The following is a 22,795-nucleotide window of genomic DNA, read 5'->3' as shown; positions in this document are numbered from 1 at the left end:
CTACTTCACGCTCTTGATCGGGAAGATCGCCACGGCGCCTATCAGCGCCAGGACTCCGCATATCGAGAACCACAACCCGTAGTTGTTGCCGTTCTCGCTGCCGATGTACACGATGATCCCGCCGATCAGCGGTGCGAACGTCTGCGGCAACGCATTGGCGATGTTGAACACACCGAGATCCTTGCCGGCGTCATCGGGGTTGGGCAGCACATCGACGACGAGTGCGAGGTCGACACCGACGTACATTCCGTAGGCGATACCCATGAAGGCCTCGAGGATGTAGAAGGCAGTGACGTCCTGCACGAAGATCAGGCCCACCGTTCCTGCGGCGAACAACACCGTCGAACTCCAGACGAAGACCTTGCGACGCCCGAGTTTGTCCGAGAGCCTCCCCGCCACGATGCTGACCACGACCAGCGCGACGGTATAGATCAGGACGCTCGTCGAGATCACCGCAGGGATGTCCACCTCCTCGACCCCCACGTGGTTGAGCAGATAGAAGTAGCGGAAGGTCGTGAACCCGAAGCTCGCGAAGGTGATGAGGAATCGAGACCACCACGCCAGGGCGTAATCGGGGTGCTGCCGCGGGCTGACCCAGAACGTCTCCCACCAGTCGCGGAACGTCGCGCGAGGCGGCTTGGTCGGCAGCACCTTGTCGGGAAGGACGATCACGAAGATGACCATCACGATGATTGCGAGGATCGATGGTGCGACGAACATGATGACCAGGTCATTGACGAAGAACTGGGCGACATAGGTGCCGCCGAGGATTCCGACGTTCTGAGCGATGCCGAGCGCCGCAGTGATGGTGCCGCGTTGGAACTTCGGCACCTGATCGGCGACCGTCGCGACGAACGGGGCGAACGCCATGTTGGCGCCCAACTGCGCGAGGGCCCAGCCGACCGTCGCCACGAGCAGGCTCGGCGCGAGCGCCATGATGACGAACGCGACGGTCATGATCACGGTGCCGAGCACGATCCAGATGCGGCGGCGCCCCCACTTGCTGGTCGTGCGATCGGAGACCCGCCCGAACACGACGTTCGCGATCGTCGCGAACAGCGCTCCGACGCCTCCGAGCACCGCAGCCGCCCCCGTCGCACCGTTCTCGGGGATGACCCCGGCCGCCACGAGCGATTGGATCTTGATGCCGATTCCGACGATCGCCGGGCCGAGCAGCGCGATGAAGAAGACCAACTGGGCGATGATCAGCCAGGCGACGTAACTCTTCTTCGCCGGCTCTGTCGGCTCCTTGAACCAATGATGATCGCGGGCGACTGCCGTCGCCGTCGTCATTCCTGACGGCATTCCCGCTGCGGAACCGCTCATGCCTGCCTCCTTCGGCCGGTGGGAGTCGGAAGGCATCGCCACACTGCGAAATGCCGGGGTTTCGCTCCCGTGGCTGAAAACCTAGACCGTTCAGGTTTTCAGCGCAAGAGGTTCTTTCGCAGATGTCGAACGTGCCTTGTGGAACAAAACCTTCACAGCTAAAGTTTTCACATCGAGCGGACGCCGCGCACCCGACGCGGCCCGATCCGACTCAACGGCGAGAGGGAATCACATGTCCGAGCCCACCGGCGCACGCGCCCACGACCTCAGCCTCGAAGAGAAGGCGGCGCTCACCAGCGGCGCGGACTTCTGGACGACCAAGAGCATCGATCGCGTCGGCATCCCCTCGCTCATGCTGACCGACGGACCCCATGGCCTGCGCAAGCAGGGAGGCGACACCGATCACCTGGGCCTCGCCGGCAGCATCCCCGCGACCTGCTTCCCGCCCGCCGTCGGACTCTCGGCGAGCTTCGACCCCGAGCTCGCCGAGCGCGTCGGAGTCGCGCTCGGCGTCGAGTCGGCGATCGAAGACGTCGCGGTGATCCTCGGCCCGGGCATCAACATCAAGCGCTCGCCCCTGTGCGGACGCAACTTCGAGTACATGTCGGAAGACCCGATCGTCTCGGGTGCGATGGGAGCCGGGCTCGTGCGCGGCATCCAGTCGCAGGGCGTCGGCTCGTCGCTCAAGCACTTCGCGGCCAACAACCAGGAGACCGACCGCCTGCGGGTCTCGAGCGACGTCGACCCGCGCACGCTGCGCGAGATCTACCTGCGCGGATTCCAGCGGGTCGTCGAAGACGCCCAGCCGTGGACGATCATGTGCTCGTACAACCGGATCAACGGCGTCTACGCGTCCGAAGACCCGTGGCTGCTCACGACCGTCCTCCGTGACGAGTGGGGTTTCGAGGGCATCGTCGTCTCGGACTGGGGCGCGGTCAACAGCCGCGTCGCCGGCGTGATCGCGGGCATGGACCTTGAGATGCCGGGCAGCAGCGGACGGACGGATGCCGAGATCGTCGCCGCCGTGCAGGACGGCAGCCTCGACGAGGCCGCTCTCGACACCGTCGTCGACCGCCTCGTCGACCTGGCGCGCAAGGCGCAGTCACGGCCGGCGGCATCCGGTCCGCTCGACGTCGATGCCCATCACGCTCTGGCCCGCGAGGTCGCCGGACGCTCGATCGTGCTCCTGCGCAACGAAGGCGGCATCCTGCCTCTGCAGCCGTCGACGAACCTCGCCGTGATCGGCGAGTTCGCGCGCACGCCACGATTCCAGGGCGCGGGGTCGTCGCAGATCAACCCGACCCGCGTCGATACGGCTCTCGATGAGATCCGCGCGCTCAACGGCGCCGACGTCTCGTTCGCCGCCGGGTACACGATCGCCTCGGATGCGGATGCCGACGCTGCGGCGCTCCGCGATGAGGCCGTCGCTGCCGCATCCGCCGCCGATGTGGCCGTCGTGTTCCTGGGCGTTCCCGCCCACGAGGAGTCCGAGGGCTTCGACCGCGAGCACATCGACCTGCCTGCCGCGCAGCTGGAGCTGCTCGACGCGGTGCTCGCCGCGAACCCGAACGTCGTCGTCGTGCTCTCGAACGGCGGGGTCGTTGCTCTGCCGTTCGCCGACCGGGTGCCCGCGATCGTCGAGGCCTGGCTGCTCGGCCAGGCGGGCGGCGGCGGCACCGCCGACGTGCTGTTCGGTGTCGTGAACCCCTCGGGCCGGCTCGCCGAGACCATCCCGCTGCGCATCGAGGACACCCCCGCCTTCGGGACCTTCCCCGGCGAGCACGGCCACTCGCTCTACGGCGAGGGCCTGCTGGTCGGATACCGCTGGTACGACGCGCGGCACCTGCCCGTCGCCTTCCCGTTCGGACACGGCCTGTCGTACACGACCTTCTCGTACGGCGAGGCGACGGCATCCGTCATCGACTCGGGCGACGTCGTCGTCACGGTGCCGGTCACGAACACCGGGGCGGTCGCGGGCCGAGAGGTCGTGCAGGCGTACACGAGCCTTTCCGGATCGTCGGTGCAGCGCGCACCGCGCGAGCTCAAGGCCTTCGCGTCGGTGCTGATCGAGCCGGGAGAGACCGTCCAGGTCGAGCTGCGTCTTCGCCGCTCGGAACTGGCGTACTGGGACACCCGCGTCGACCGCTGGATCGTCGAGAGCGGCGACTACGTCATCGACCTCGGGTCGTCGAGCCGCGATCTGCACGCGCGCACGACCGTCTCTGTCACGGGTGACGAGGTCGTGCTGCCCGTGAGCCTCGGATCATCCTTCGACGAGCTGCTGGGCGACCCCGTCGTGGGTGCGGAGTTCACGGCGGTCATCGCCGAGAAGTTCGGATCGGAGGGCGACGAGATGCTCAAGATGCTCGGCAACTTCCCGGTCGGCCGCCTCGACGGATTCCCGCTGCCTCGGGCCGAACTCGTCGCACTCGTGGAGCGTGCCCAGCGCGGCTGAGGTGAATCGGGCGCAGCCCCGGCATCGAAGCTGTGCCCCGGCCGGGAAGCCGCGACGCCGTCGAGCCCGAGAAGTAGGCTGAGTCCATCATGGAACCCTTCTTCGCGTGGCTCGGCACTGTGCCCTGGTGGATCATCTTCCCCATCATGGGTGTCGCCGGCGGCGCGGCGAAGGCGTGGGAGCGCAATGCGAAGCGCCGCCATGAACGGCGCCTCGAGACGCTGCGACTCAAGGCCGAGATCAAGACCGCCCAGCTCGAGGCCCGCGGAGGCCACGCGCGGCGGATCGGCCCGGCCGTCGTCGACACCCGAGCATCCGTCGCCCCGAACGCCCTGCTCGAGCGCCTGTTCGCCGAGCACGACGAGATCACGGCGCGGTGGCTCGACTACGAGCTCGACGTCGCGAAGCTGATCGCCTTCCCCGCGATGAGCGACGGGCGCCAGCCTCTGGTCGCCGCGTTCCTGCGGGCGAAGAAGACGGCGGATGCTCTGCGGCCGATATCGGCCGAGGCGACCGTGACCGAGCAGCAGGTGTCGGAGTACCTCGACGCGGTGGGCGCCTACGCCGTCGCGTTCGAGATCGCCGAAAAGGATGCCCGGCGCCTGCGCGACTCGACCTTCACCGAACCCGAGCGCAAGCGCCTCGACCGGGCGCAGCAGCTGCTCAAGGTCGCCGTCGACGAATCGGCCACGCAGGCCGAGCGCAACGTCGCCTACCGCCGTGTGCGCGACGAGCTCGAAGGGCTGATCCTGCTCAGCGACGAGGCCGTGCAGGTGCTCGAGAAGCAGGTCGCCCGCGAGCTCCCCGCGCACCCGGCGGCCACGCAGGCCGCACCTTCCGCAGCCCCTGCGGCCGCACCCGAACCGGAACCCGAACGGATCTTCCTGCCCTCTTCGACGAGTTCTCCCGCGCCGCCGACCGCAACAGCAGCGCCCGCGCCTGGGCCTGCGAACACGACGGACGACCGGGAGGACCGGCAGTGATCACGAGATTCGAGGAGCTCGACTGGCAGGAGACGCCGATCGGCGAGCTGACGTTGCGCCGGCGCACCGAGCCTGCGGTCGGCCAGGAGATCTACGAGGTCAAGCTCGGCGACGAGTACCTCATGTCGAGCCTGTTCACGGTGGCGGAGGAGGAGCTCTCGAACCTGGGCCTGGCCGCTGTCGACGGCGATGATCTCTCGGTCCTGGTCGGTGGTCTCGGACTCGGATACACCGCGGTCGCGGCGCTGCGCGACGAACGTGTCTCGTCACTCACCGTGGTCGATCGGCTCGGTGCGGTGATCGGCTGGCACCAGAGGCTGCTGCTGCCCGTGTCGGCGGAACTCGTCGAGGATCCGCGCACGAGCCTGGTCGAAGACGACTTCTTCGCCCTGGTTCGGACAGCACCCTCGGAAGACCACCGCGGATACTCCGCGATCCTGCTGGACGTCGACCACTCGCCGCGTCACCAGCTCGATCCGACTCACGCGGACCTCTACACCGCGGCCGGCCTGCGCGCACTCGACCGGCACCTCGCTGCCGGCGGGGTCTTCGCACTGTGGTCGGACGACCCGCCGGATGACGAGTTCATGGTCGAGATGCACGCCGTGTTCGATGGCGCCGCCGCCCACGTGGTCGACTTCTCGAACGCCGTCACCGGCGGCACGTCATCGAACACCGTCTACGTCGCGCGCAGTCGCGGTGGGCTCGAGGCGACGACCGGGGCCGCACCGAGGTCGACCTCGTGACCCCGAAGACGATCGTGCTCACCGGTGCATCCGACGGCATCGGCGCGGCATCCGCACGCCAGCTCGCGGCATCCGGTCACCGGCTGATCCTGGTCGGACGCTCGCCCGAGAAGACCCGCGCCGTCGCCGCAGACACCGGAGCCGAATGGTTCACCGCCGACTTCTCCCGCCTCGATGACGTGCGCGAGCTGGCGACGAAGATCGCGGATGCCGTGGGCGACGGCGGCATCGACGTGCTCGCGAACAACGCGGGCGGGATCTTCGGCGACCAGACTCCGACGGTCGACGGCTTCGAGAAGACGCTGCAGGTGAACCACCTCGCGCCGTTCCTGCTGACGAATCTGCTGCTCCCTCCGCTGCGCGCCGGCCGCGCGGCGATCATCAACACCTCGAGCGTGGCCCACCGCCTGTTCGGGCGCATCGACATCGACGACCTCGACAATCGCAAGAACTTCAGCGCGAACAGGGCCTACGGCGATGCGAAGCTCGCGAACGTGCTGTTCACGAAGAGCCTGCACACGAAGTTCCACGGCGAGGGGCTGACCTCGGTCGCCTTCCACCCGGGCACGGTGCAGACCAACTTCGCCTCGGACTCGAACACGCTCATGCGCTTCGTCTACCGCACTCCGCTCAAGCGCCTGCTGCTGATCAGCAGCGAGAAGGGCGGCAGCACGCTGAGCTGGTTCGTCGAGGGCACGCCGGACGAGACCTGGATCTCGGGCGAGTACTACGACGAGCGGGTGCTGACCCGACGGGTCAACCCCCGGATCGAGGATGCCGCGCTGGCCGAGGCCCTGTGGCGCAAGAGCGCCGAGCTCGTCGGAATCGACGCCTGACCGCATCCGAACCGCATGGATCTTGCGTCCAGCATGCAGAGGTATGCTGGCACACCGGGTCATGTGACCCTTTCAGAGCGCGAGAGGCGGTGATGGCGATGTCCGGTGATAGTTGCGACGCCGCCTTCGTTGCGTCGCGTCTGACTGCATCCGTGCGTTGAGCTTCGGCTCCGTACCTGCACGTCCTGCTCCGCAGCCGTCGGCGGCGTCTTCCGCCCCCTGACGAATTCTGCGCACGCCCTCTCTGACTCGGCGTGCGCCTGCGAGAACGGAGCCAGCCATGGCCCTCATCGACAACGGCGTGTACGTCCACGGACGTCGCGTGGAGACCCCGAAGAACCTCGACGAGACCTACCGGTCGCTCGACGCGCACGGCGGCATCGCCTGGATCGGCCTCTACCGGCCGAGCCCCCAGGAGGTCACCTCGGTCGCGCGCGAGTTCGACCTGCATCCGCTCGCCGTCGAAGACGCGCTCTCAGGACACCAGCGGTCGAAGGTCGAGCGCTACGGTGACACGCTCTTCGCCGTGCTGCGCCCCGCGCGTTACCGCGACGAGCAGGAGTCGATCGAGTTCGGCGAGCTGCACCTGTTCGTCGGTCCTGACTTCGTGGTGACGATCCGGCACGCGGAGTCGCCCGACCTCGCCGGTGTCCGCCGCCGCATGGAAGCGCACCCCGAACTGCTCGCGATGGGACCGGAGGCGGTCTTCTACGCGATCCTCGACGAGGTCGTCGACGGGTACGAGCCGATCGTCACCGGTCTGCTCAACGACATCGACGAGATCGAGGACCAGCTCTTCGGCGACAGCGACGACGACGCCCTCTCGCGGCGCATCTACGAGCTCTCTCGCGAGGTCATCAACTTCCAGCGGGCGGTGCACCCGCTCGCCGGGATGCTGGAATGGCTGCGCCGGGGCTCGGAGAAGTACCGCATCGACGAGGAGCTGCAGCGCTCGCTGCGCGACGTGCTCGACCACGTCATCCGCGTCAACGAGCGGGTCGACTCTTTCCGCGCGATCCTCGAGAACGCCCTCACCGTGCATTCCGCCCTGGTCGCACGTCGGCAGACCGAGGCGGGGCTGGCGCAGAACGACGAGATCAAGCGGATCTCGTCGTGGGCGGCGATCATCTTCGCCCCGACGCTCGTCGGCACCGTCTACGGCATGAACTTCGACGTCATGCCCGAGCTGCACTGGGTGCACGGCTACCCGATGGCGATCGGCGCGATGGCCGCCTTCGCGGTCGCCCTCTACGGAGTGTTCAAGTACAAGAAGTGGCTGTAGGCCCGGCGGGCTCAACGATCGCGCACTTCGATGCTCGCGACCTCGAGGTCGTCGTCGAGCTGCACGAGGATCCGCGAGTCAGGGAACTGCTTCGGCGCGTCGAAGGCGATCAGCACCGCGTCGGCGAACACGACGACGGAGGTGGCTTCGAGGTCGTCGCGCAGGTCGGTCTGCTCGATCACCGGCTCGTCGTCGACCGCCTCGTCGATGTCGTCGGCGACCTCGTCGATCACCGCACGCCACCGCGTCTCCGACACCGACAGGATGCGGGTGATCGCCGCGAGCAGGGCGTCGACGTCGAGTGTCTCCTCGTCGTCCTCGAGCTCGGGATCGACGTTCACCGTCACCACCGCGCCGGCGGCATCGATGGTCGCGCGGCCATAGACGAGACCGTTCTCGGCGACCGGATCATCGAGCAGACCACTGTCGATGATGCGGGCGAGGAAGTCGTCGAGCAGCGGAGAAGCCATGAGACCAGTCTTCCACTGACGCCGCCGCTAGTCTTTAGGGCGTGCCGAACGCCGAGTCCCCCGCATCCGCCGCATCCGATCTTCGCCGCCTCCACGACGCGCTCGCAGGCCCCGATCCGCTGAACTGGGTCATCACCGGCGACTCGATCACGCACGGACTCGTGCACACGCAGGGCGGTCGCAGCTATGCCGAGCACCTGCACGAGCTGATCCGCGGCGAACTGGGACGCACGCGTGACGCGGTCATCAACACGGCGATCAGCGGGCACCGCATCACCGACATCCTGGGCGACTGGGATCGCCGCGTCGCATCGTGGACCCCCGATGTGGTCACGCTGATGATCGGCACGAACGACATGGCGACCGGGCCCGGGCAGGTCACGGCCGAGCCGGCCGAGTTCGCCGCCTCGCTGCGGGAGTTCGTCACCCGTGCACGCTCGGCGGGCACGATCGTCGTGCTGCAGACTCCCCCGTCGATCGACATCCCCAACGCACCGGGGCGCGAGCGGATCATCGCCTTCGCGGATGCCGTCCGCGAGGTCGCCGCCTCAGAGGACGTGATCCTCGTCGACCAGCACGCGCGCTTCACCGAGCTGGGCAACGGCGGCGTGCCGTGGGGGATGATGAACGATCCGTTCCACCCCAACGCGGCCGGTCACGCAGCCCTCGCGCTCGAGCTCGCGAACGCCCTCGACATCTGCCCGCAGCCCGGCAACGACCGTGTGCTGCCGCTGCTCGAGGCGCGGGTCGCGGCCGCTCGCCTCTGAGCCGCCCGGCACCACGCGCGTCGCACCCCTCCGCAAGTCACACTGGCGCATCGGTTCGTATACCAGTAGCTTGAGCCGCATCCGAAGTCGTACCGCGGGGGAGCGATGAAGGGGGGACGCCATGTCTCATGTGGTGGCAACAGGTGCAGGCAAAGCGATGATGGAGCGCCGGAACGACCCGACGCACGACTACATCCTCGGACTCACTCGAAAGAAGAGACCGCGAGTGCTGTTCGTCGGTACCGCGACGGGTGACGACGCGGCGTACATCGTGAGCTTCTACTCGACCTACGACTCCGACCGGTGCGCGCCGCATCACCTCCCCCTCTTCCACCGGTCGGTCGACGACCTCTCGGGGTTCGTGAAGGGGTTCGACGTCATCCATGTCGGCGGCGGCAACACCGCGAACATGCTCGACGTCTGGAAGCGACAGGGTCTCGATGAGATCATGCGCGAGATGTGGGAGGACCCCGACTCGAACGTCGTGTTCACCGGAGGCAGCGCCGGCGGCATCTGCTGGTTCGAGGGCGGCACGACCGACAGCTACGGACCCACGCTGCAGGTGCTCCCCGAAGGACTCGGATTCCTGCACGGCAGCTTCTGCCCGCACTACGACGCCGAGGATCAGCGGCGGCCGCTGTTCCACGCCTCACTGCTCAGCGGCGAGCTCGCCACCGGGTATGCGGTCGGCAACCTGCAGTCGCTGCACTTCGAGAACTCGGAGTTCGTGACCGCCATCAGTCCGGTCGAGAACGCACTGGCCCTGCGCGTCGAAGCCATCGACGGCAAGATCGTCGAGACCGAGCTCCCGACCGAGATCCTCGCCGGCTCGGACCCCATCACGAAGGGGCCGTCGACGTGAACGACAACGTCTGGATCCTCATCGCCCAGCTGATCGTCGTCATCCTCGCGATCTACATGGGCACCCGCACCAGCGGGATCGGTCTGGGAGTGTGGGGTCTCGTCGGTGTGGCCGTGCTCATCTTCGTCTTCGGAGAGGCCCCGGGCAACGCCCCGGTGGATGCGGTCTTCATCGTCATCACGGTGATCACCGCCGCATCCACCATGCAGGCCGCCGGAGGCATCGACTGGATGGTCTCGGTCGCCGCCAAGGTGATCAGGCGCCGACCGAGGTCTGTGGTGTTCCTCGCGCCCGCGATGTCGTTCCTCTTCACGGTGGGCGCTGGCACGGGAAACATCTTCTACCCGCTGCTGCCCGTGATCTACGACGTGTCGTACCAGCAGAAGATCCGCCCCGAACGGGCGCTGTCGGTCTCGGCCGTGGCCTCGCAGGTCGGCATCCTCTGCTCCCCCGTCTCGGCCGCGACCGCGTCGATGGTGGTACTGCTGGCGCCCCAGGGCGTCGACCTCGGCGGACTGCTGCTGATCATGTGGCCGGCGTCGATCGCCGGACTCTTCGTCGCCGCGCTCGTGATGATGCGGCACGGCAAGGATCTCGAAGACGACCCGGAGTTCCAGCGCCGCCTCGAGAGCCACCAGATCCAGCCACCCGTCGTCGACGCGCACGACACCAAGCTGCCGCGCACCGCGGTGCTGTCGGCCACGCTGTTCCTGATCGGCGTCGGCGTCATCGTGTTCTTCGGGCTCTTCGAGGGGCTGCGCCCGGTGATAGGAACGGATGACGCCGGCGACCCCGTTCGTCTGAGCGTGACCGTCATCATCGAGGTCGTGATGGGCATCATCGCCGCTCTCATCTTCGTGTTCTGCAAGGTCAAGGCCGCAGATGTGCCGAAGCAGCCGACGTTCCCCGCCGGTATCGTCGGGGCGATCGCCCTGTTCGGAATCGCGTGGCTCGCCAACACGTTCGTCGCGGCCAACCAGACGCTCATCGTCGACGGGCTGGGCTCGGTGGTCTCCGGATCGTCGGCGTTCCTCGGGGCGCTGCTGTTCGCGCTGGCACTGTTCGCGGTCGCGATGCTGACGACGAGTCAGTCCAGCGCGACCAACGCGATCGTCCCGATCGGCATCACGATCGGGCTGCCGGCGCCGCTGCTGGTGGGGCTCTGGCCGTCGACGATGGGCATCTACACGCTGCCGGCCAACGGCAGCCAGGTCGCGACCGTGGCGTTCGACCAGACCGGCACGACGAAGATGGGCAAGTTCGTCTTCGACCACTCGTTCCAGCTGCCGAACCTCGTCTACGTCGGCGTCGCGATCGTCGTGGGCGTGGTGCTCTCCTTCCTGTTCTCGTGACGTGAGCGTCCGCTGACATGTCGGATGCCCTCGACCGTACGGCCCTGCGCCAGTTCCTCCTGGGACTCGCGCAGGGCATGAACCCCTAGGCCGAGCCGCGCCGAGTCTTCGGCCGGCTGCTGCCCTGGCGGCGCGGCGGTCGGCCGCGAGACTGAGCCCGCCTGCGGTTCGCTCGTCGTTCTCCGGCCCGCTCCGGTCGCACTTCGTGCCGTCCGATGCGCGTCCGCGCGGCGCATAGTGCGACCGGAGCGGATGCCGCAGCGCCCACCCGGCACAAAGTAAAGTGCGACCGGAACGGATGCCGGAGCGCCCACGCGGCACAAAGTGCGACCGGCGCGGATGCCGCAGCGTCCACGCGGCACAGAGTGCGACCGGAGACCCCGCCACCCCAGACACCCACCGAGAGAGTTCAGTATTCGGTGTTGCTAAGTACCGGTACTCGGTGTTACTTTGTACCGGTACCCAGCAACACTGAGTACCGAACACAACGGAAGGAGGTCCTCATGGGCAAGCAGATGACCGAGATGCTCAAGGGCACCCTGGAGGGCATCGTCTTGACCCTCCTCGCTGAGCAGCCGGCATACGGGTATGAGATCACCACCCGCATCCGCGATCACGGATTCACCGAGATCGCCGAGGGCACGATCTACGCCCTGCTCGTGCGCATCGAGCAGAAGAAGCTCGTCGACGTCGAGAAGGTCCCGAGCGAGAAGGGACCGCCCCGCAAGGTGTACTCGCTGAACGCGGCGGGCACGCAGGAGCTCGAGGAGTTCTGGAAGACCTGGAGCTTCCTCGCGCAGCACATCGAACGCCTCAACACGAACAACACCGACAGCAGCACGAACAAGGAGAACTGACCATGGCCGCGAAGTGGATCGAAGCGCTCACCGGATCGCTCGAGCAGAAGAAGCAGTACCGCGATGCGAAGAAGCGCATCGACGCCCTCCCCGAGCCGTACCGCACGGTCGCGAACGCGCAGCACCGCTACACGATGTACTACGGGGGCATCACCGACGGCGACATCCTCGTGCAGATCTTCCTCGACCTCGCCGACCTGTGGGAGCGCGCCGCCATCGACGGCACCCCGATCCACGACATCGTGGGCGACGACGCCGTCTCGTTCGCCGAGACCTACGCCGAGGCCTACGGCGGAACCCACTGGATCGACAAGGAACGCGCCCGCCTGAACAGCGCGGTCGCCGACGCGAAGAAGAAGGGTCCACGATCATGAACGCATCCGCCATCGCCGTCCGCGGCATCGAGAAGTCCTACAAGGATCTCCACGTGCTGCGCGGCGTCGACTTCGAAGTCGAGAAGGGATCGATCTTCGCCCTCCTCGGGTCGAACGGGGCCGGCAAGACCACGATCGTCCGCATCCTCTCCACGCTGCTGACCTCGGATGCCGGCATCGCCACCGTGCAGGGAATCGATGTCGCCGCCGACCCGGTCGCCGTGCGCCAGCGGATCAGTCTCACCGGCCAGTTCGCCGCGGTCGACGAGATCCTCACCGGTCGTGAGAACCTCGTGCTGGTCGCGAAGCTGCGGCATCTGCCGGAGCCGGGGATCATCGCCGACGACCTGCTCGCCCGCTTCCGACTGACGGATGCCGGCGGCCGCAAGGTCGGCACCTACTCCGGAGGCATGCGCCGTCGTCTCGACATCGCCATGAGCCTCGTCGGACACCCCGAGGTCATCTACCTCGACGAACCGACCACCGGCCTCGACCCCGAAGCCCGCATCGAGGTGTGGGCCGTGGTCAAGGAACTCGCGAACACCGGCACGACCGTGCTGCTCACCACCCAGTACCTCGATGAGGCCGAGCATCTCGCCGACCGCATCGCGATCCTGCACGAGGGCCGGATCATCGCCAACGGCACCCTCGCCGAGCTCAAGCGCCTGCTGCCGGCCGCGAAGGTCGAGTACGTCGAGAAGCAGCCCACCCTCGAGGAGATCTTCCTCACCCTCGTCGGCACCACGTCGACCGCCGAATCCGGAAAGGAGAACGCAGCATGAGCACGCACGTCGTCGCCGACACCGCGACACTCACCGGCCGCTCGATGCGGCACATCTTCCGCAGCACCGACACCATCATCACCACGGCGGTCACCCCGATCGCGCTGATGCTGCTGTTCGTGTTCGTCTTCGGAGGGGCGCTCAAGCAGAGCATCGGCTCCGAGAACTACGTCAACTACCTGCTCCCCGGCATCCTGTTGATCGCAGTCGCATCCGGCATCGCCTACACGGCGTACCGCCTGTTCAACGATCTGCAGAGCGGCATCTTCGAGCGCTTCCACTCCATGCCGATCGCCCGATCGAGCGTGCTGTGGGCGCACGTGCTCACCTCGCTCGTCGCGAACGGCATCACGCTGGCGATCATCTTCGCCGTCGGGTTCCTGTTGGGGTTCCGCACCGGAGCAGGCCCCCTCGCCTGGCTCGCCGTCATCGGCATCCTGCTGCTGTTCACCCTGGCCCTCACCTGGCTGGCGATCATCGCGGGCCTGAGCGCCAAGACGATCGACGGGGCGACGGCGTTCTCGTATCCGCTGATCTTCCTGCCGTTCATCAGCTCGGCCTTCGTGCCGACCGACACCATGCCGGGTCCGGTGCAGTGGTTCGCCGAGAACCAGCCGGTCACGTCGATCGTGAACACCATCCAGGCGCTGTTCGCCGAGAAGCCGGTCGGCACCGACATCTGCGTCGCTCTCGCCTGGTGCGTCGGCATCCTGATCGTCGGCTACGTCTTCGCGATCATCGCCTACCGCAAGAAGGTCAGTTGAACGTCTGCAGTGAGACGGAACGCTCCGTCCGGGCTCCGCGCCCGGCCGGGGCGTTTCGCCGCGCTCGGTGTCGGCTCCTTCGGCACGGCTCGTGACTTCGTGACTGCTCCTCGGGAGGAGAACTGCGCCTCGGGAGGATGATCCTGCTCTGAGCCTCCTCCCGAAGGACGGTTCTCCTCCCGAACGCCCCGAACGCCCTGAGCACATGCGGCGCCGTCAGCGTCGCGGGTGATCGTCGACCTTGACCAGAGTGCGCCCGCGGAGTGTGAACACGGCACCGTCCTCGTCGACGTTCAGGTGCGGGCCGCTGTACCAGCCGCCGTCGATGCCCGGCACGACCGTCGTCACTTCGAAGGTGCGGGGGTGGATGCGGAACAGGTTCGTGTCGGAGACCCCGTAAATCGCACCTCTGGCCGCCTTCATCGCGGCGAAACCAGGAACGAGGGCGGTGAGGTCGCCCGTGTGGACGATCTCGCGGCGCGGGCGATCGATCACGACCAGCGCACCCTTGATCGTGAGCGCGAACAGGTATCGTCCGTGCGCGGCGAGTGCAGCGATGCCGTTGGGCTTGCCCGTCTCGACGCGCCAGAGCTCACGATGCGCCACCGGATCCCACGCGACGATCGTTCCCCGAGGCCCGGTCTTCTGCGCGTTGTCACCGCCGAGATACGCGACGCCGTCGACCGCGACCACGGCGCGCACCAGCTGCACGTCGTCGATCGGATTGATCGCATGGGTGCTTGCGCCGGTGCGCGGATCGAAGGTCCACAGTGAGCCACCGCCCTCGGTGTCGGCCTGCGCGGCCACGAGCAGCATGCGATGGCAGTCGTCCCAGTGGGTGTCGAGCGGACGATTCTGCGCCGACGGGAACGACGCGACGCGACGGATCGGATCACCGGAGCGCGGGTCGTACGCCCAGATCCCCTGCGAGTTGTACTGCCCGGTATAGAGCACACCGCGGATCACCTCGGCATCCTTCGCTTCGCCGGGCGCCCGGAGGTTGACCGCGCCGCCCCGCCGTAGATCGTGACGCGCGATGCCCCCGTTGCCGCCGACATAGGCGAAGCCCGCTCCGACCGCGATCCCCATGCAGGTCTGCGCGCTCACCGGTGCACCTGCCCTGCCGAGGTCGTATTCTCCGCGCACCGCGCCCCCGGCGTCGAGCGCTGCGACAAAGCCGTATCCCGAAACCACGACCAACCCGGCATCGTGGGGCTCGAGCCCCCAGACCTCTCCGAGGTCGATCGTCAGCGGGAGTTGCTGCACGGCAGCCTCACCCGGCGTCCAGCGCAGCACGCCGGAATCATTCGCACAGAACACGTCATCACCCAGGACGGCGAAGTTCTTGGCCGTGGTCCCGATCGACGTCACTGCACGGTACGAGGCGTGATCGGCGAGCGAGATCGCTGCGAGCTTCGACGGCTCGGTCGACCCCGCGGACGACACGAGAAGTCGGTCGCCGGAGACCGTGAGCTCGCGGATGCTGGGGTCGTTCACCATCTCGGCAGGAGTGATGTCGGAGAAGGTCGCCGCCGCACGATCGAAGGCATAGAGCGCCGCCCTGCTGGTGCCTGTTCCGCCGCCGAGCGTGCTCCCGGCTCCGAAGAACACCGCCTGGTCGGTCGCGGCCACGGCTCGGGCGAGCGTCGCCTTCGCATCGGGCACGCCGAGGCTCGTGATCGCTCCGGACGCAGGGTCGTACTGCCACAGCGCCGGGGCACCCGTGCCACCACCTCCGACGGCGAACACGGTGCCGTCCGGCGAGACGGCGAGGTCGCGCACGTCGCGGTCTCCGATGCGTCCGATCGCCACCGCGGGTGAGCTGAGGTCGCTCAGATCCCAGCGATACAGGTTGTTGGCACTCGCTGCCTTCTGCAGGATGCCGGCGTAGAGCACCTTGCGCACGGGATCCACCGCGAGCGCCTGGATACTGTGGCCGGTCACGAGCGTGGTCGAGTGCGTGACAGTGCCCGATGCGACATCGAAGGCGAGGATGCCGGTCGGCTCGAGGTTGCGGGATCCGATGTAGCAGATGCCGTCGAGCAGCACCCCGCTCATGAGCGAGTACTGCATGATGCCGGGCCCGATCTCGGTGATCGTGGTGCCGGTGCGACCAGCCGGGAAGAGTGACGGTGCGGCGCTCGCCGACTGCCCGGATCCGACTCCCGCCGCAGCCGCGAGCAGGCCACCGGCCCCTGCAAGGAGGACGGTTCGTCTGGTCATCTTCAGTGGTTCGGACATGAGGGCTCCTTGCTTCGTCGTCGAATGATGGGGAGAACGTCAGGTCAGGCGGTGATGGCGAGCAGCTCGGGCTCGACCTCGTGCGCGAGCGGCTCGCCCCGCGAGATCCGGAGCAGCTCGTCGAGCATCACTCCCGACAGCCGCTCGAGTTCGACCCCGTACGACCCTGCGATGTGCGGGGTGAGCAGCGCATGCTCGGACGTGTAGAGCGGGTGGTCCGGCTCGAGGATCCACGGCACGGTCACGTCGAGGATCGCGAACAGCTCACCCGCGAGCACCCTGCGGGTCAGAGCGTCCTGATCGACGATCTCGCCACGTGCGGTGTTCACGAGAGTCGCGCCACGCGGCATGGAGGCGATGCCGGCGGCATCCACCAGATCGATCGTCGAGGGCAGCGACGGCGCATGCACCGAGACGACGCGGCTCGTGCGCAGCAGCTCGTCGAGGGCGACCGAGATGACACCGAGCTCCGCGGCATCGGCCTCGGTCAGATACGGGTCGTAGACCACGACCTCGAACGCATAGGCCCTGAGCATCCCGATGACGATGCGGCCGATCTTCGACGCACCGATGATCCCGACGCGCTGACCGTAGTTGCCGAGCCCGGGGAACGATGCCTCGATGTCGAACTCGTCCTGCACCTGACGATAGTGGCGCGCGATCGGGAGCACCTGCTTTCCCGCCAGCACGATCATCGCGACGGCGAACTCGGCGACGGGCACGGCGTTGGCACCGGCGGCCGAGCTCACCCGCACCCCGCGCTCGAGAACTGCGGGGTCGAGGTAGGGCTTCACGGTTCCCGCCGCGTGCAGCACCGCTTCGAGTCGGGGTGCCGCGTCGAGCGCGGCGGTGTCGATGCGTGGTGCGCCCCAGCCCGTCACGAGCACCTCGACTCGAGCGAGCACGGAGCGGGCATGGTCAGACGTGTACTCGGTGAGGATGCCGGCGATGTCGGCCGCAGCGGCGTACTCGCGCATGACCCTCTCGGGGAACACGCGCCCCCGCACGGAGTCGGACATCGCGAAGGCGATCACCGGGCGCCGCGCGCTCACTTGACGCTCCCCGCCGACAGGCCCGATCGCCAGAACCGCTGCAGCATCACGAACGCGAGGATCAGGGGGAGCACCGAGACGAACGATCCGGCGATCACCAGCGTCGAGAACTCGGGGTTCTGCTGCACCTGGCTCTGCCAGAGCGCGATGCCGACGCTGGAGGGGAACAGATCGCGGTTCTGCAGCATGATCAGCGGGAGCATGAAGTTGTTCCAGATGCCGACGAACTGGAAGAGGGCGATCGTGACGAATCCGGGGACGAGCATCGGCAGCCCGACCTGCAGGAAGCTGCGGATGGGACCGGCCCCGTCGACCCTTGCGGCCTCGAGGGTCTCGGCCGGCAGATAGCCCGACGAGAACACTCGTGCCAAGTAGACGCTGAAGGGGTTGCAGAGCGTCGGGATGAGCACCGCCCAGATCGTGTTGGTGAGTCCGATGGATGCCGCGAGCAGGTAGAGCGGGATCACGGTGGCGGTGTTCGGGATCAGGACTCCCACGAGCACCGAGGCGTACAGCCCTCGTTTGCCGCGGAACTCGAACTTGTCGAACGCGTACCCGGCCATGAGTGAGACGAATCCGCCGACGACGGCTCCGATTCCCGCATAGAGGATGCTGTTCCCGAGCCACCGGAGGAAGATCCCGTCGTCCTGCGCGAGCAGGCGCTGCAGGTTGACGAACAGGTCGGTGCCGAAGGCGAACGCGTTGCCCGAGTAGAGGTCGCCGGCATCCTTCGTCGCGGCGAACACCAGCCAGAGCAGCGGCAGCACCATGTAGGCGGAGCCGAGCACCAGGAGTCCGTTGACGCCGACCTTCGCGGCCGTGCGGCGGGAACTGCGCGGCGGGCGCGAGCGCACCGACTTCACGGGGGCGGACGTCGGGGACGTCGGGCGATCGATCACGGCGGTCATCGCGTCGGCTCCTTCGAGGTGAATCGGGTGACGACCCACGACAGCAGGCCGGCGAGCAGGGCGAGGATGATCGAGGCGGCGGCCGCCTGCGGCAGGTTGTTGCGGTTGAACGCCGCGTCGTAGGCCCACATGTTCGGCACCCAGGTGCTGGTCACCGCCGTCGTCGCGGAGGACAGGATCTTCGGCTCGGTGAACAGCTGCAGCGAGCCGATCACGGTGAAGAGCAGCGCGACGCCGAGGGCCGGCCAGACGAGGGGCGTCTTGATCGAGAGTGCGGTGCGGATCTCGCCCGCGCCGTCGACCTTCGCCGCTTCGAGGATCTCGCGCGGCACCGCCTGCAGCGCCGTGAAGAGGATGATGACGTTGTACCCGGCCCACTCCCACACCGCGATGTTGACCATCGAGGGGAGCACGAGCTGCACCGAGAGGAAGTCGATCCCGATGCCGCCGGATTCGAGCGCCTTGACGATCGGGCTGACGCCGGGGGTGTAGAGGTAGGCCCAGATCAGCGCGGCGATCACACCCGGCACGGCGTGCGGCAGGAACAGCAGCAGCTGGAACGCGCGCTTGGCGTAGGCGACCGCCGAGTCGAGCAGGAGCGCGAGCACGAGGGCGAACGCCAGCAGAGTCGGCACGTAGAGCAGGCAGTAGATCGCCAACCGCCCGAAGCCGTCGGTGAAGGTGGTGTCGCTCAGCACCTCGAGGTAGTTGCCGAGTCCGACGAACTCGACCGTCGCCCCGCCGAATCCGAGTCCGCTGCGTCGCTCTGCGAAGAGGCTCATTCCGATCGCGTAGATCACCGGGGCGATCATCGTGAGAGCGAACAGCACGAAGAAGGGGATCAGGAACACGGATGCGGTGCGTCCGCCCGTTCCCGGAATCGTCTTTCTGCGGGCGCGCCTCGTGGCGGGTGCCTGAGTCGTCATGGTCTGTGTCCTTCGATCCGGACCGTCGGGCGGTGCGTCTTCGCGGCCGCCCGACGGTGCATCGGCTATTCCTTGATGTCGAGGCCGAGCTTCTCGAGCCCGCCGACCGTGGCCTTCTGGGTCGAGCTCAGCGCATCGCTCAACGTCGGCGAGGCCGTGACGGAGTCTTTGAGCGCCGTCGCGGTGAGGTCGTACTTCGGTCCCCAGGCCCACGGGCCGAGGTCAGCCGATGCCTCGTCGAACACCTCGTAGATGTCGTTCGCGTAGTAGTCGGTCGGCGCGACGGATGCGGCGACGTCGTTGAGCCCGGGATAGGCCAGGTACGCGGTACCCACGGCACCTCGCGCCTCGATCGCCTCGGGAGACGTGACGAGCCACTCCAGGAAGACCGCTGCCGCTGCCGCGTTGTCGGAGTTCTCGGGGATCGCGAAGCTCGTGCCGCCGCTCAGCGCGCCGCTGGGCTCACCATCCCAGGACGGCGGGGCTGCGGCGATCCACTTGCCTGCCTGGCCCGACGCCTCGGTGCGAGTCTTCAGCGCAGATGCGCTCCATGATCCGCCGACCCACGCGTTGACCACTCCGCTGTTCAGATCGGCGGTCCATTCGTCGCTGAACCCGAGCTGCTTCTTGACCAGTCCCTCGTCGATCAGACGCTGCCAGTAGCCGGCGACGTCCTGCGACCTCTCGTCATCGACGGCGACCTTCCAGCTGTCCTCCTCGACGCTGAACCACTCGGCTCCCGCCTGCCACGACATCGGTGCGAGCTGCGGCTCGTTCGTGAAGAAGCTCGTGAGGTAGGCGTCGGGGTTGGCGGCCTTGACGGCGCGTGCGGCCTCTTCGAATTCGTCCCACGTCGTGGGCACTCCGACCCCCGCGGCCTCGAGCACGTCCTGTCGGTACCAGATGATCATCGGCGGGGCGTCGTACGGGAGCGCGTAGGCCGCGTCGCCGAACGACACGAGGTTGCGCACCTGCTCGTCGTACTCACCTAGCACGTCACCCGACACCAGCTCGTCGACCGGTGCGAGCTGCTCCGCCGCGACGAATCCGGGAAGCCGGTCGTACTCGATGCCGACGACGTCGGGGCCGCTTCCCGATTCGATGGCCGCGGAGAGCTTCGTGTATCCGCCGTTCGCCCCGTTCGGGATCTCTTCGAAGGTGACAGTGATGTCGTCCTGGCTCGCGTTGAAGGCGGCGGCGACATCGGACATGCCGCTCAGGAACGACCAGAAGGTGACCTCACCCTTCGGGGTCTCTGTCGTCACCGGCTCAGCTGCCGGACCACCGGCAGCGCATCCCGCGACGAGGACGGAAGTGGCGGCCAGAGCCACCACCGAGAGGGAAGTTCGATGCAGGGACATCGCGGGTTCTCCTTTGAATCGTTGACCGTGCGAGTTCGATCATTCGTCACGCGGCACGATTCACCAACCGAAGTGGTCGATTTACAACAAAACCTAACAATCAGGGAACGCGGACAGTCGACTCGCGCACCACCAGCGCAGGCAGCAGAGCCATACGCACGGATGTGTGGGCGACGCCCGACGGCTGCCTCAGCCGGTCCACGCAGAGGCGGAGAGCCGCATGGCCGAGCTCATGCTTCGGCGGAGCCACCGCGGTGAGGGGAACTGTCGCGAAGCCGGCGACCTCGTCGTCATACGCCACGACCGCGAAGTCCTCCGGCACCCGCAGTCCCCTCTCGAGCACGAGGTCGAGGAACGCCATCGCGTCGGCATCGCCGAGCAGGATCGCGGCCGTGATCCCCTCCGCCAGGCAATCGTCGAGGAGTGCGCCCAGTTCGACGATGTTCGCGTTGTCGCCGATCTGCGGATGCGAGAGATCACGACGCAGCGCATGAGCCGGTCCCGGATCGAGAGTGCTCATCGCGCGCCGGAACCCTGCGTCGAGCCCCGCCACGGTCGCTGCGGGGCGCGCGGCGAGCGCGATTCCGAGATGCCGCTGCTCGGCCAGATGGCGCACTGCGACCTCGGCGCCGTGCGCATGGTCAGTGCGGACCCATTCGAGCTTTCCCGCCAGCGGATCATCCACCGACCTCTCGACCATCACCACGGGGACGTCGACCCCTGACAGCAGCCGCTGCAGTGCGGAGTTCTGTGTGAGCGAATCCTGGGGCGTGATCATCAGCGCATCCACCCCGCTGGCGATCAGTCGTTCCGCCTGCCGCAACTCCTCCTTCTCGGAGTAGTTCGATGCGCCGACCACGAGGCGGCAGTTCGACTCGTGAGCCGCCTGGCTCGCGCCACGGATCACTTCCGGGAAGTAGTACCGGGTGGTCGGGACGATCATTCCGATCGTCGCCACCGGCCGCGGTCTGATGGCACCGTGCTCACCGTCGCGCGACTGCTGCTGCGCGACCGCCGGAGAGATCGCCCCACCGTGCACCCTCACGAGCAGCCCGCGCTCCTCGAGTGCGACGAGGTCGCGCCACAGCGTCATCGTCGTCACTCCGAGTCGCGCGGCGATCGCCGCGCTCGAGAGTGAGCCACGCAGCTCGAGTTCGCGAAGGATCGCATCGTGACGCGCTGCGGCGGGCATCTCTCCTCCGTCGGGACTCCGTCGAATACAACAGAACCCAACATAGCCGCGGGTCGGGCGCCCGCCCCTCGGGAGGAGATCTGCGCCTGGGGCGGAGGAACCACGACTGCTCCTCCTCCCCAGACGAAGTTCTCCTCCCGGGGCGATAGGTCATCACGAAGCAAACCGCACGAAGGGCCACGATCACGCCCGCGGACGCACGGCCGACACAGCGATGGGCGGAGGATCGCATCGGATCCTCCGCCCATCGGAGTGACGTCGGCCCCACACTGTGGAGCGAGCAGGGTCAGGTCAGCTGACGACCCAGTCGAACTCGTCGCCGTGCTCCTCGAGCCAGGCGTCGATGGCATCCGCTTCCTTGCCCTCGCCGTACTCGTTCACGACCATGTCCTCGAGCGAGCCGTACTGCTCGTCATCGAGCTTGATCTGCTCGATCAGCTCGGCAGCCTCGGGGAACTCCTCGGCGAAGCCCTTCGTGCCGAGGAAGTGCAGCGCCTCGGACTCGCCCATGGCGCCCTTGGGGTCTTCGAGGTCCTTCACGGGGAAGGCGTCGTTGGCCCAGAACGGACGCCACAGCGTGACGACGATGTCCTCCTGCTTGTCGGTCGCGGACTTCAGCTCGGTGAGCATCGCCGCGGTCGACGAGGTGACGAGCTCGTACTCGCCGTCGAGACCGTACTCGGGCATCATCTTCTGGGTCTGCGCGGTGAGGCCGGCGCCCGGCTCGATGCCGTAGATCTTGCCGTCGAGCTCAGCGCCCTTGCCCGCGAGGTCCTCGATCGAGTTCAGGTCGGAGTACTCCGGAACCGCGAGGGTCAGCTTCGCGTTGTCGTAGTACGCGCCGAGGTCTTCGATGTCGTCGCCGTAGGTGTCCATGTACTCGGCGTGCGTCAGCTCGGGCCACGCCGACGGGTACATGTCGACGTCGCCCTGGGCGAGGCCGGTGTACAGCGGACCCGCCTCGGTCAGCGTCTTCATCTCGACGGTGTAGCCGATCTTCTCGAGCTGATCCTGCAGCAGGTACGCCGTGCTGAGTCCGTCGGTCCACGAGGGCAGGAACCCGAGGGTGATCGTACCCTTGTCGCCCGATCCGGTGTCTCCGCCGCCGGTGCCTCCACCGGTGCCGCCCATGCCGTCGCCGCTGCATCCGGCGAGGGTCAGGGTCGCTGCGGCTCCGATGGCCGCGATCGTCAGGAACTTCTTCTTCATGTGTGTGTCTCTCTCGTTCCGTATATATGGGTGCTGTGTTGCTGTGTACT

The 22,795-nt window shown here is 67.4% G+C and carries 21 protein-coding genes; 12 read left to right on the top strand and 9 right to left on the bottom strand.

Features of this window, described 5'->3' with window-relative positions; genetic code table 11:
• Entirely contained in the window at positions 1 to 1,326 is a 1,326-nt protein-coding gene (locus JOF42_RS03655) for an MFS transporter (RefSeq protein ID WP_210096610.1), read from the bottom strand.
• A 232-nt stretch (positions 1,327 to 1,558) separates the two neighbouring features.
• Here JOF42_RS03655 and JOF42_RS03650 point away from each other — a divergent pair, with 232 nt between their 5' ends.
• From JOF42_RS03650 to JOF42_RS03630, 5 genes are all read left to right on the top strand, one after another.
• On the top strand, positions 1,559 to 3,781 hold the full coding sequence (locus JOF42_RS03650) for a glycoside hydrolase family 3 C-terminal domain-containing protein (RefSeq protein WP_210096609.1): 2,223 nt from the start codon (positions 1,559 to 1,561) through the stop codon (positions 3,779 to 3,781).
• A gap of 89 nt (positions 3,782 to 3,870) precedes the next feature.
• The gene (locus tag JOF42_RS03645; RefSeq protein ID WP_245340713.1) at positions 3,871 to 4,764 is read left to right on the top strand and encodes a hypothetical protein; all 894 of its coding nucleotides are present in this window, start codon (positions 3,871 to 3,873) and stop codon (positions 4,762 to 4,764) included.
• Complete coding sequence (locus JOF42_RS03640) at positions 4,761 to 5,510, top strand: polyamine aminopropyltransferase (protein ID WP_210096608.1); 750 nt, start codon at positions 4,761 to 4,763, stop codon at positions 5,508 to 5,510. Before JOF42_RS03645 ends, JOF42_RS03640 begins: the two co-directional genes overlap by 4 nt.
• Positions 5,507 to 6,346, top strand: coding sequence for an SDR family NAD(P)-dependent oxidoreductase (locus JOF42_RS03635; RefSeq protein WP_210096607.1), 840 nt, complete (start codon positions 5,507 to 5,509; stop codon positions 6,344 to 6,346). Before JOF42_RS03640 ends, JOF42_RS03635 begins: the two co-directional genes overlap by 4 nt.
• Before the next feature lie 280 nt (positions 6,347 to 6,626).
• The gene (locus JOF42_RS03630; RefSeq protein ID WP_210096606.1) at positions 6,627 to 7,628 is read left to right on the top strand and encodes a magnesium and cobalt transport protein CorA; all 1,002 of its coding nucleotides are present in this window, start codon (positions 6,627 to 6,629) and stop codon (positions 7,626 to 7,628) included.
• 11 nt (positions 7,629 to 7,639) lie between these two features.
• Here the strand turns inward: JOF42_RS03630 and JOF42_RS03625 are convergent, their stop codons facing one another.
• On the bottom strand, positions 7,640 to 8,098 hold the full coding sequence (locus tag JOF42_RS03625; protein ID WP_245340712.1) for a cytochrome C5: 459 nt from the start codon (positions 8,096 to 8,098) through the stop codon (positions 7,640 to 7,642).
• Positions 8,099 to 8,139: 41 nt separating this feature from the next.
• On the opposite strand from JOF42_RS03625, the gene JOF42_RS03620 reads away from it, so the two are divergent.
• The 7 genes from JOF42_RS03620 (at position 8,140) to JOF42_RS03590 (ending at position 13,856) form a co-directional block, all read left to right on the top strand.
• Complete coding sequence (locus JOF42_RS03620) at positions 8,140 to 8,865, top strand: SGNH/GDSL hydrolase family protein (protein ID WP_210096605.1); 726 nt, start codon at positions 8,140 to 8,142, stop codon at positions 8,863 to 8,865.
• Positions 8,866 to 8,986: 121 nt separating this feature from the next.
• Positions 8,987 to 9,727, top strand: a complete 741-nt coding sequence (locus JOF42_RS03615; protein WP_210096604.1) for a Type 1 glutamine amidotransferase-like domain-containing protein — start codon at positions 8,987 to 8,989, stop codon at positions 9,725 to 9,727.
• Positions 9,724 to 11,079, top strand: a complete 1,356-nt coding sequence (locus tag JOF42_RS03610) for an anaerobic C4-dicarboxylate transporter family protein (RefSeq protein WP_210096603.1) — start codon at positions 9,724 to 9,726, stop codon at positions 11,077 to 11,079. Before JOF42_RS03615 ends, JOF42_RS03610 begins: the two co-directional genes overlap by 4 nt.
• Before the next feature lie 503 nt (positions 11,080 to 11,582).
• Complete coding sequence (locus tag JOF42_RS03605; protein ID WP_210096602.1) at positions 11,583 to 11,936, top strand: PadR family transcriptional regulator; 354 nt, start codon at positions 11,583 to 11,585, stop codon at positions 11,934 to 11,936.
• Positions 11,937 to 11,938: 2 nt separating this feature from the next.
• Positions 11,939 to 12,310 (top strand): DUF1048 domain-containing protein, encoded by a 372-nt coding sequence (locus JOF42_RS03600; protein ID WP_210096601.1) that lies wholly within the window; start codon positions 11,939 to 11,941, stop codon positions 12,308 to 12,310.
• A complete protein-coding gene (locus JOF42_RS03595) occupies positions 12,307 to 13,092 on the top strand; it encodes an ABC transporter ATP-binding protein (RefSeq protein WP_210096600.1) in 786 nt (261 codons plus the stop codon). The genes JOF42_RS03600 and JOF42_RS03595 overlap by 4 nt, the downstream gene beginning before the upstream one ends.
• Positions 13,089 to 13,856, top strand: a complete 768-nt coding sequence (locus tag JOF42_RS03590) for an ABC transporter permease (protein ID WP_210096599.1) — start codon at positions 13,089 to 13,091, stop codon at positions 13,854 to 13,856. Before JOF42_RS03595 ends, JOF42_RS03590 begins: the two co-directional genes overlap by 4 nt.
• A 216-nt stretch (positions 13,857 to 14,072) precedes the next feature.
• Here the strand turns inward: JOF42_RS03590 and JOF42_RS03585 are convergent, their stop codons facing one another.
• From JOF42_RS03585 to JOF42_RS03555, 7 genes are all read right to left on the bottom strand, one after another.
• On the bottom strand, positions 14,073 to 16,097 hold the full coding sequence (locus JOF42_RS03585; protein WP_210096598.1) for a WD40 repeat domain-containing protein: 2,025 nt from the start codon (positions 16,095 to 16,097) through the stop codon (positions 14,073 to 14,075).
• 44 nt (positions 16,098 to 16,141) lie between these two features.
• Positions 16,142 to 17,149 (bottom strand): hydroxyacid dehydrogenase, encoded by a 1,008-nt coding sequence (locus JOF42_RS18155; protein ID WP_210096597.1) that lies wholly within the window; start codon positions 17,147 to 17,149, stop codon positions 16,142 to 16,144.
• A complete protein-coding gene (locus JOF42_RS03575; RefSeq protein WP_210096596.1) occupies positions 17,146 to 18,057 on the bottom strand; it encodes a carbohydrate ABC transporter permease in 912 nt (303 codons plus the stop codon). The genes JOF42_RS18155 and JOF42_RS03575 overlap by 4 nt, the downstream gene beginning before the upstream one ends.
• Positions 18,054 to 18,983: a carbohydrate ABC transporter permease gene (locus JOF42_RS03570; RefSeq protein WP_210096595.1), complete on the bottom strand. Its 930-nt coding sequence runs from the start codon at positions 18,981 to 18,983 to the stop codon at positions 18,054 to 18,056. Before JOF42_RS03570 ends, JOF42_RS03575 begins: the two co-directional genes overlap by 4 nt.
• Positions 18,984 to 19,048: 65 nt before the next feature.
• On the bottom strand, positions 19,049 to 20,344 hold the full coding sequence (locus tag JOF42_RS03565) for an ABC transporter substrate-binding protein (protein WP_210096594.1): 1,296 nt from the start codon (positions 20,342 to 20,344) through the stop codon (positions 19,049 to 19,051).
• A 100-nt stretch (positions 20,345 to 20,444) separates the two neighbouring features.
• Positions 20,445 to 21,536 carry a LacI family DNA-binding transcriptional regulator gene (locus JOF42_RS03560; protein ID WP_210096593.1) on the bottom strand — a complete coding sequence of 364 codons (1,092 nt, stop codon included), beginning with the start codon at positions 21,534 to 21,536 and terminating at the stop codon, positions 20,445 to 20,447.
• Positions 21,537 to 21,827: 291 nt separating this feature from the next.
• Positions 21,828 to 22,745, bottom strand: a complete 918-nt coding sequence (locus tag JOF42_RS03555) for a glycine betaine ABC transporter substrate-binding protein (RefSeq protein ID WP_210096592.1) — start codon at positions 22,743 to 22,745, stop codon at positions 21,828 to 21,830.
• Positions 22,746 to 22,795: the final 50 nt, after the last annotated feature.

This window comes from Microbacterium phyllosphaerae (assembly GCF_017876435.1).
Classification (GTDB): domain Bacteria; phylum Actinomycetota; class Actinomycetes; order Actinomycetales; family Microbacteriaceae; genus Microbacterium; species Microbacterium phyllosphaerae.
Note: the sequence above shows the minus strand (reverse complement) of the source record. Positions and strands in the feature narration are given on the sequence as shown.

Coding starts and splice junctions, on each gene's coding strand:
- JOF42_RS03655 (WP_210096610.1), bottom strand. CDS start 1,326: ATGAGCGGTTCCGCAGCGGGAATGCCGTCAGGAATGACGACGGCGACG.
- JOF42_RS03650 (WP_210096609.1), top strand. CDS start 1,559: ATGTCCGAGCCCACCGGCGCACGCGCCCACGACCTCAGCCTCGAAGAG.
- JOF42_RS03645 (WP_245340713.1), top strand. CDS start 3,871: ATGGAACCCTTCTTCGCGTGGCTCGGCACTGTGCCCTGGTGGATCATC.
- JOF42_RS03630 (WP_210096606.1), top strand. CDS start 6,627: ATGGCCCTCATCGACAACGGCGTGTACGTCCACGGACGTCGCGTGGAG.
- JOF42_RS03625 (WP_245340712.1), bottom strand. CDS start 8,098: ATGGCTTCTCCGCTGCTCGACGACTTCCTCGCCCGCATCATCGACAGT.
- JOF42_RS03615 (WP_210096604.1), top strand. CDS start 8,987: ATGTCTCATGTGGTGGCAACAGGTGCAGGCAAAGCGATGATGGAGCGC.
- JOF42_RS03605 (WP_210096602.1), top strand. CDS start 11,583: ATGGGCAAGCAGATGACCGAGATGCTCAAGGGCACCCTGGAGGGCATC.
- JOF42_RS03600 (WP_210096601.1), top strand. CDS start 11,939: ATGGCCGCGAAGTGGATCGAAGCGCTCACCGGATCGCTCGAGCAGAAG.
- JOF42_RS03595 (WP_210096600.1), top strand. CDS start 12,307: ATGAACGCATCCGCCATCGCCGTCCGCGGCATCGAGAAGTCCTACAAG.
- JOF42_RS03590 (WP_210096599.1), top strand. CDS start 13,089: ATGAGCACGCACGTCGTCGCCGACACCGCGACACTCACCGGCCGCTCG.
- JOF42_RS03585 (WP_210096598.1), bottom strand. CDS start 16,097: ATGTCCGAACCACTGAAGATGACCAGACGAACCGTCCTCCTTGCAGGG.
- JOF42_RS03575 (WP_210096596.1), bottom strand. CDS start 18,057: ATGACCGCCGTGATCGATCGCCCGACGTCCCCGACGTCCGCCCCCGTG.
- JOF42_RS03570 (WP_210096595.1), bottom strand. CDS start 18,983: ATGACGACTCAGGCACCCGCCACGAGGCGCGCCCGCAGAAAGACGATT.
- JOF42_RS03565 (WP_210096594.1), bottom strand. CDS start 20,344: ATGTCCCTGCATCGAACTTCCCTCTCGGTGGTGGCTCTGGCCGCCACT.
- JOF42_RS03560 (WP_210096593.1), bottom strand. CDS start 21,536: ATGCCCGCCGCAGCGCGTCACGATGCGATCCTTCGCGAACTCGAGCTG.
- JOF42_RS03555 (WP_210096592.1), bottom strand. CDS start 22,745: ATGAAGAAGAAGTTCCTGACGATCGCGGCCATCGGAGCCGCAGCGACC.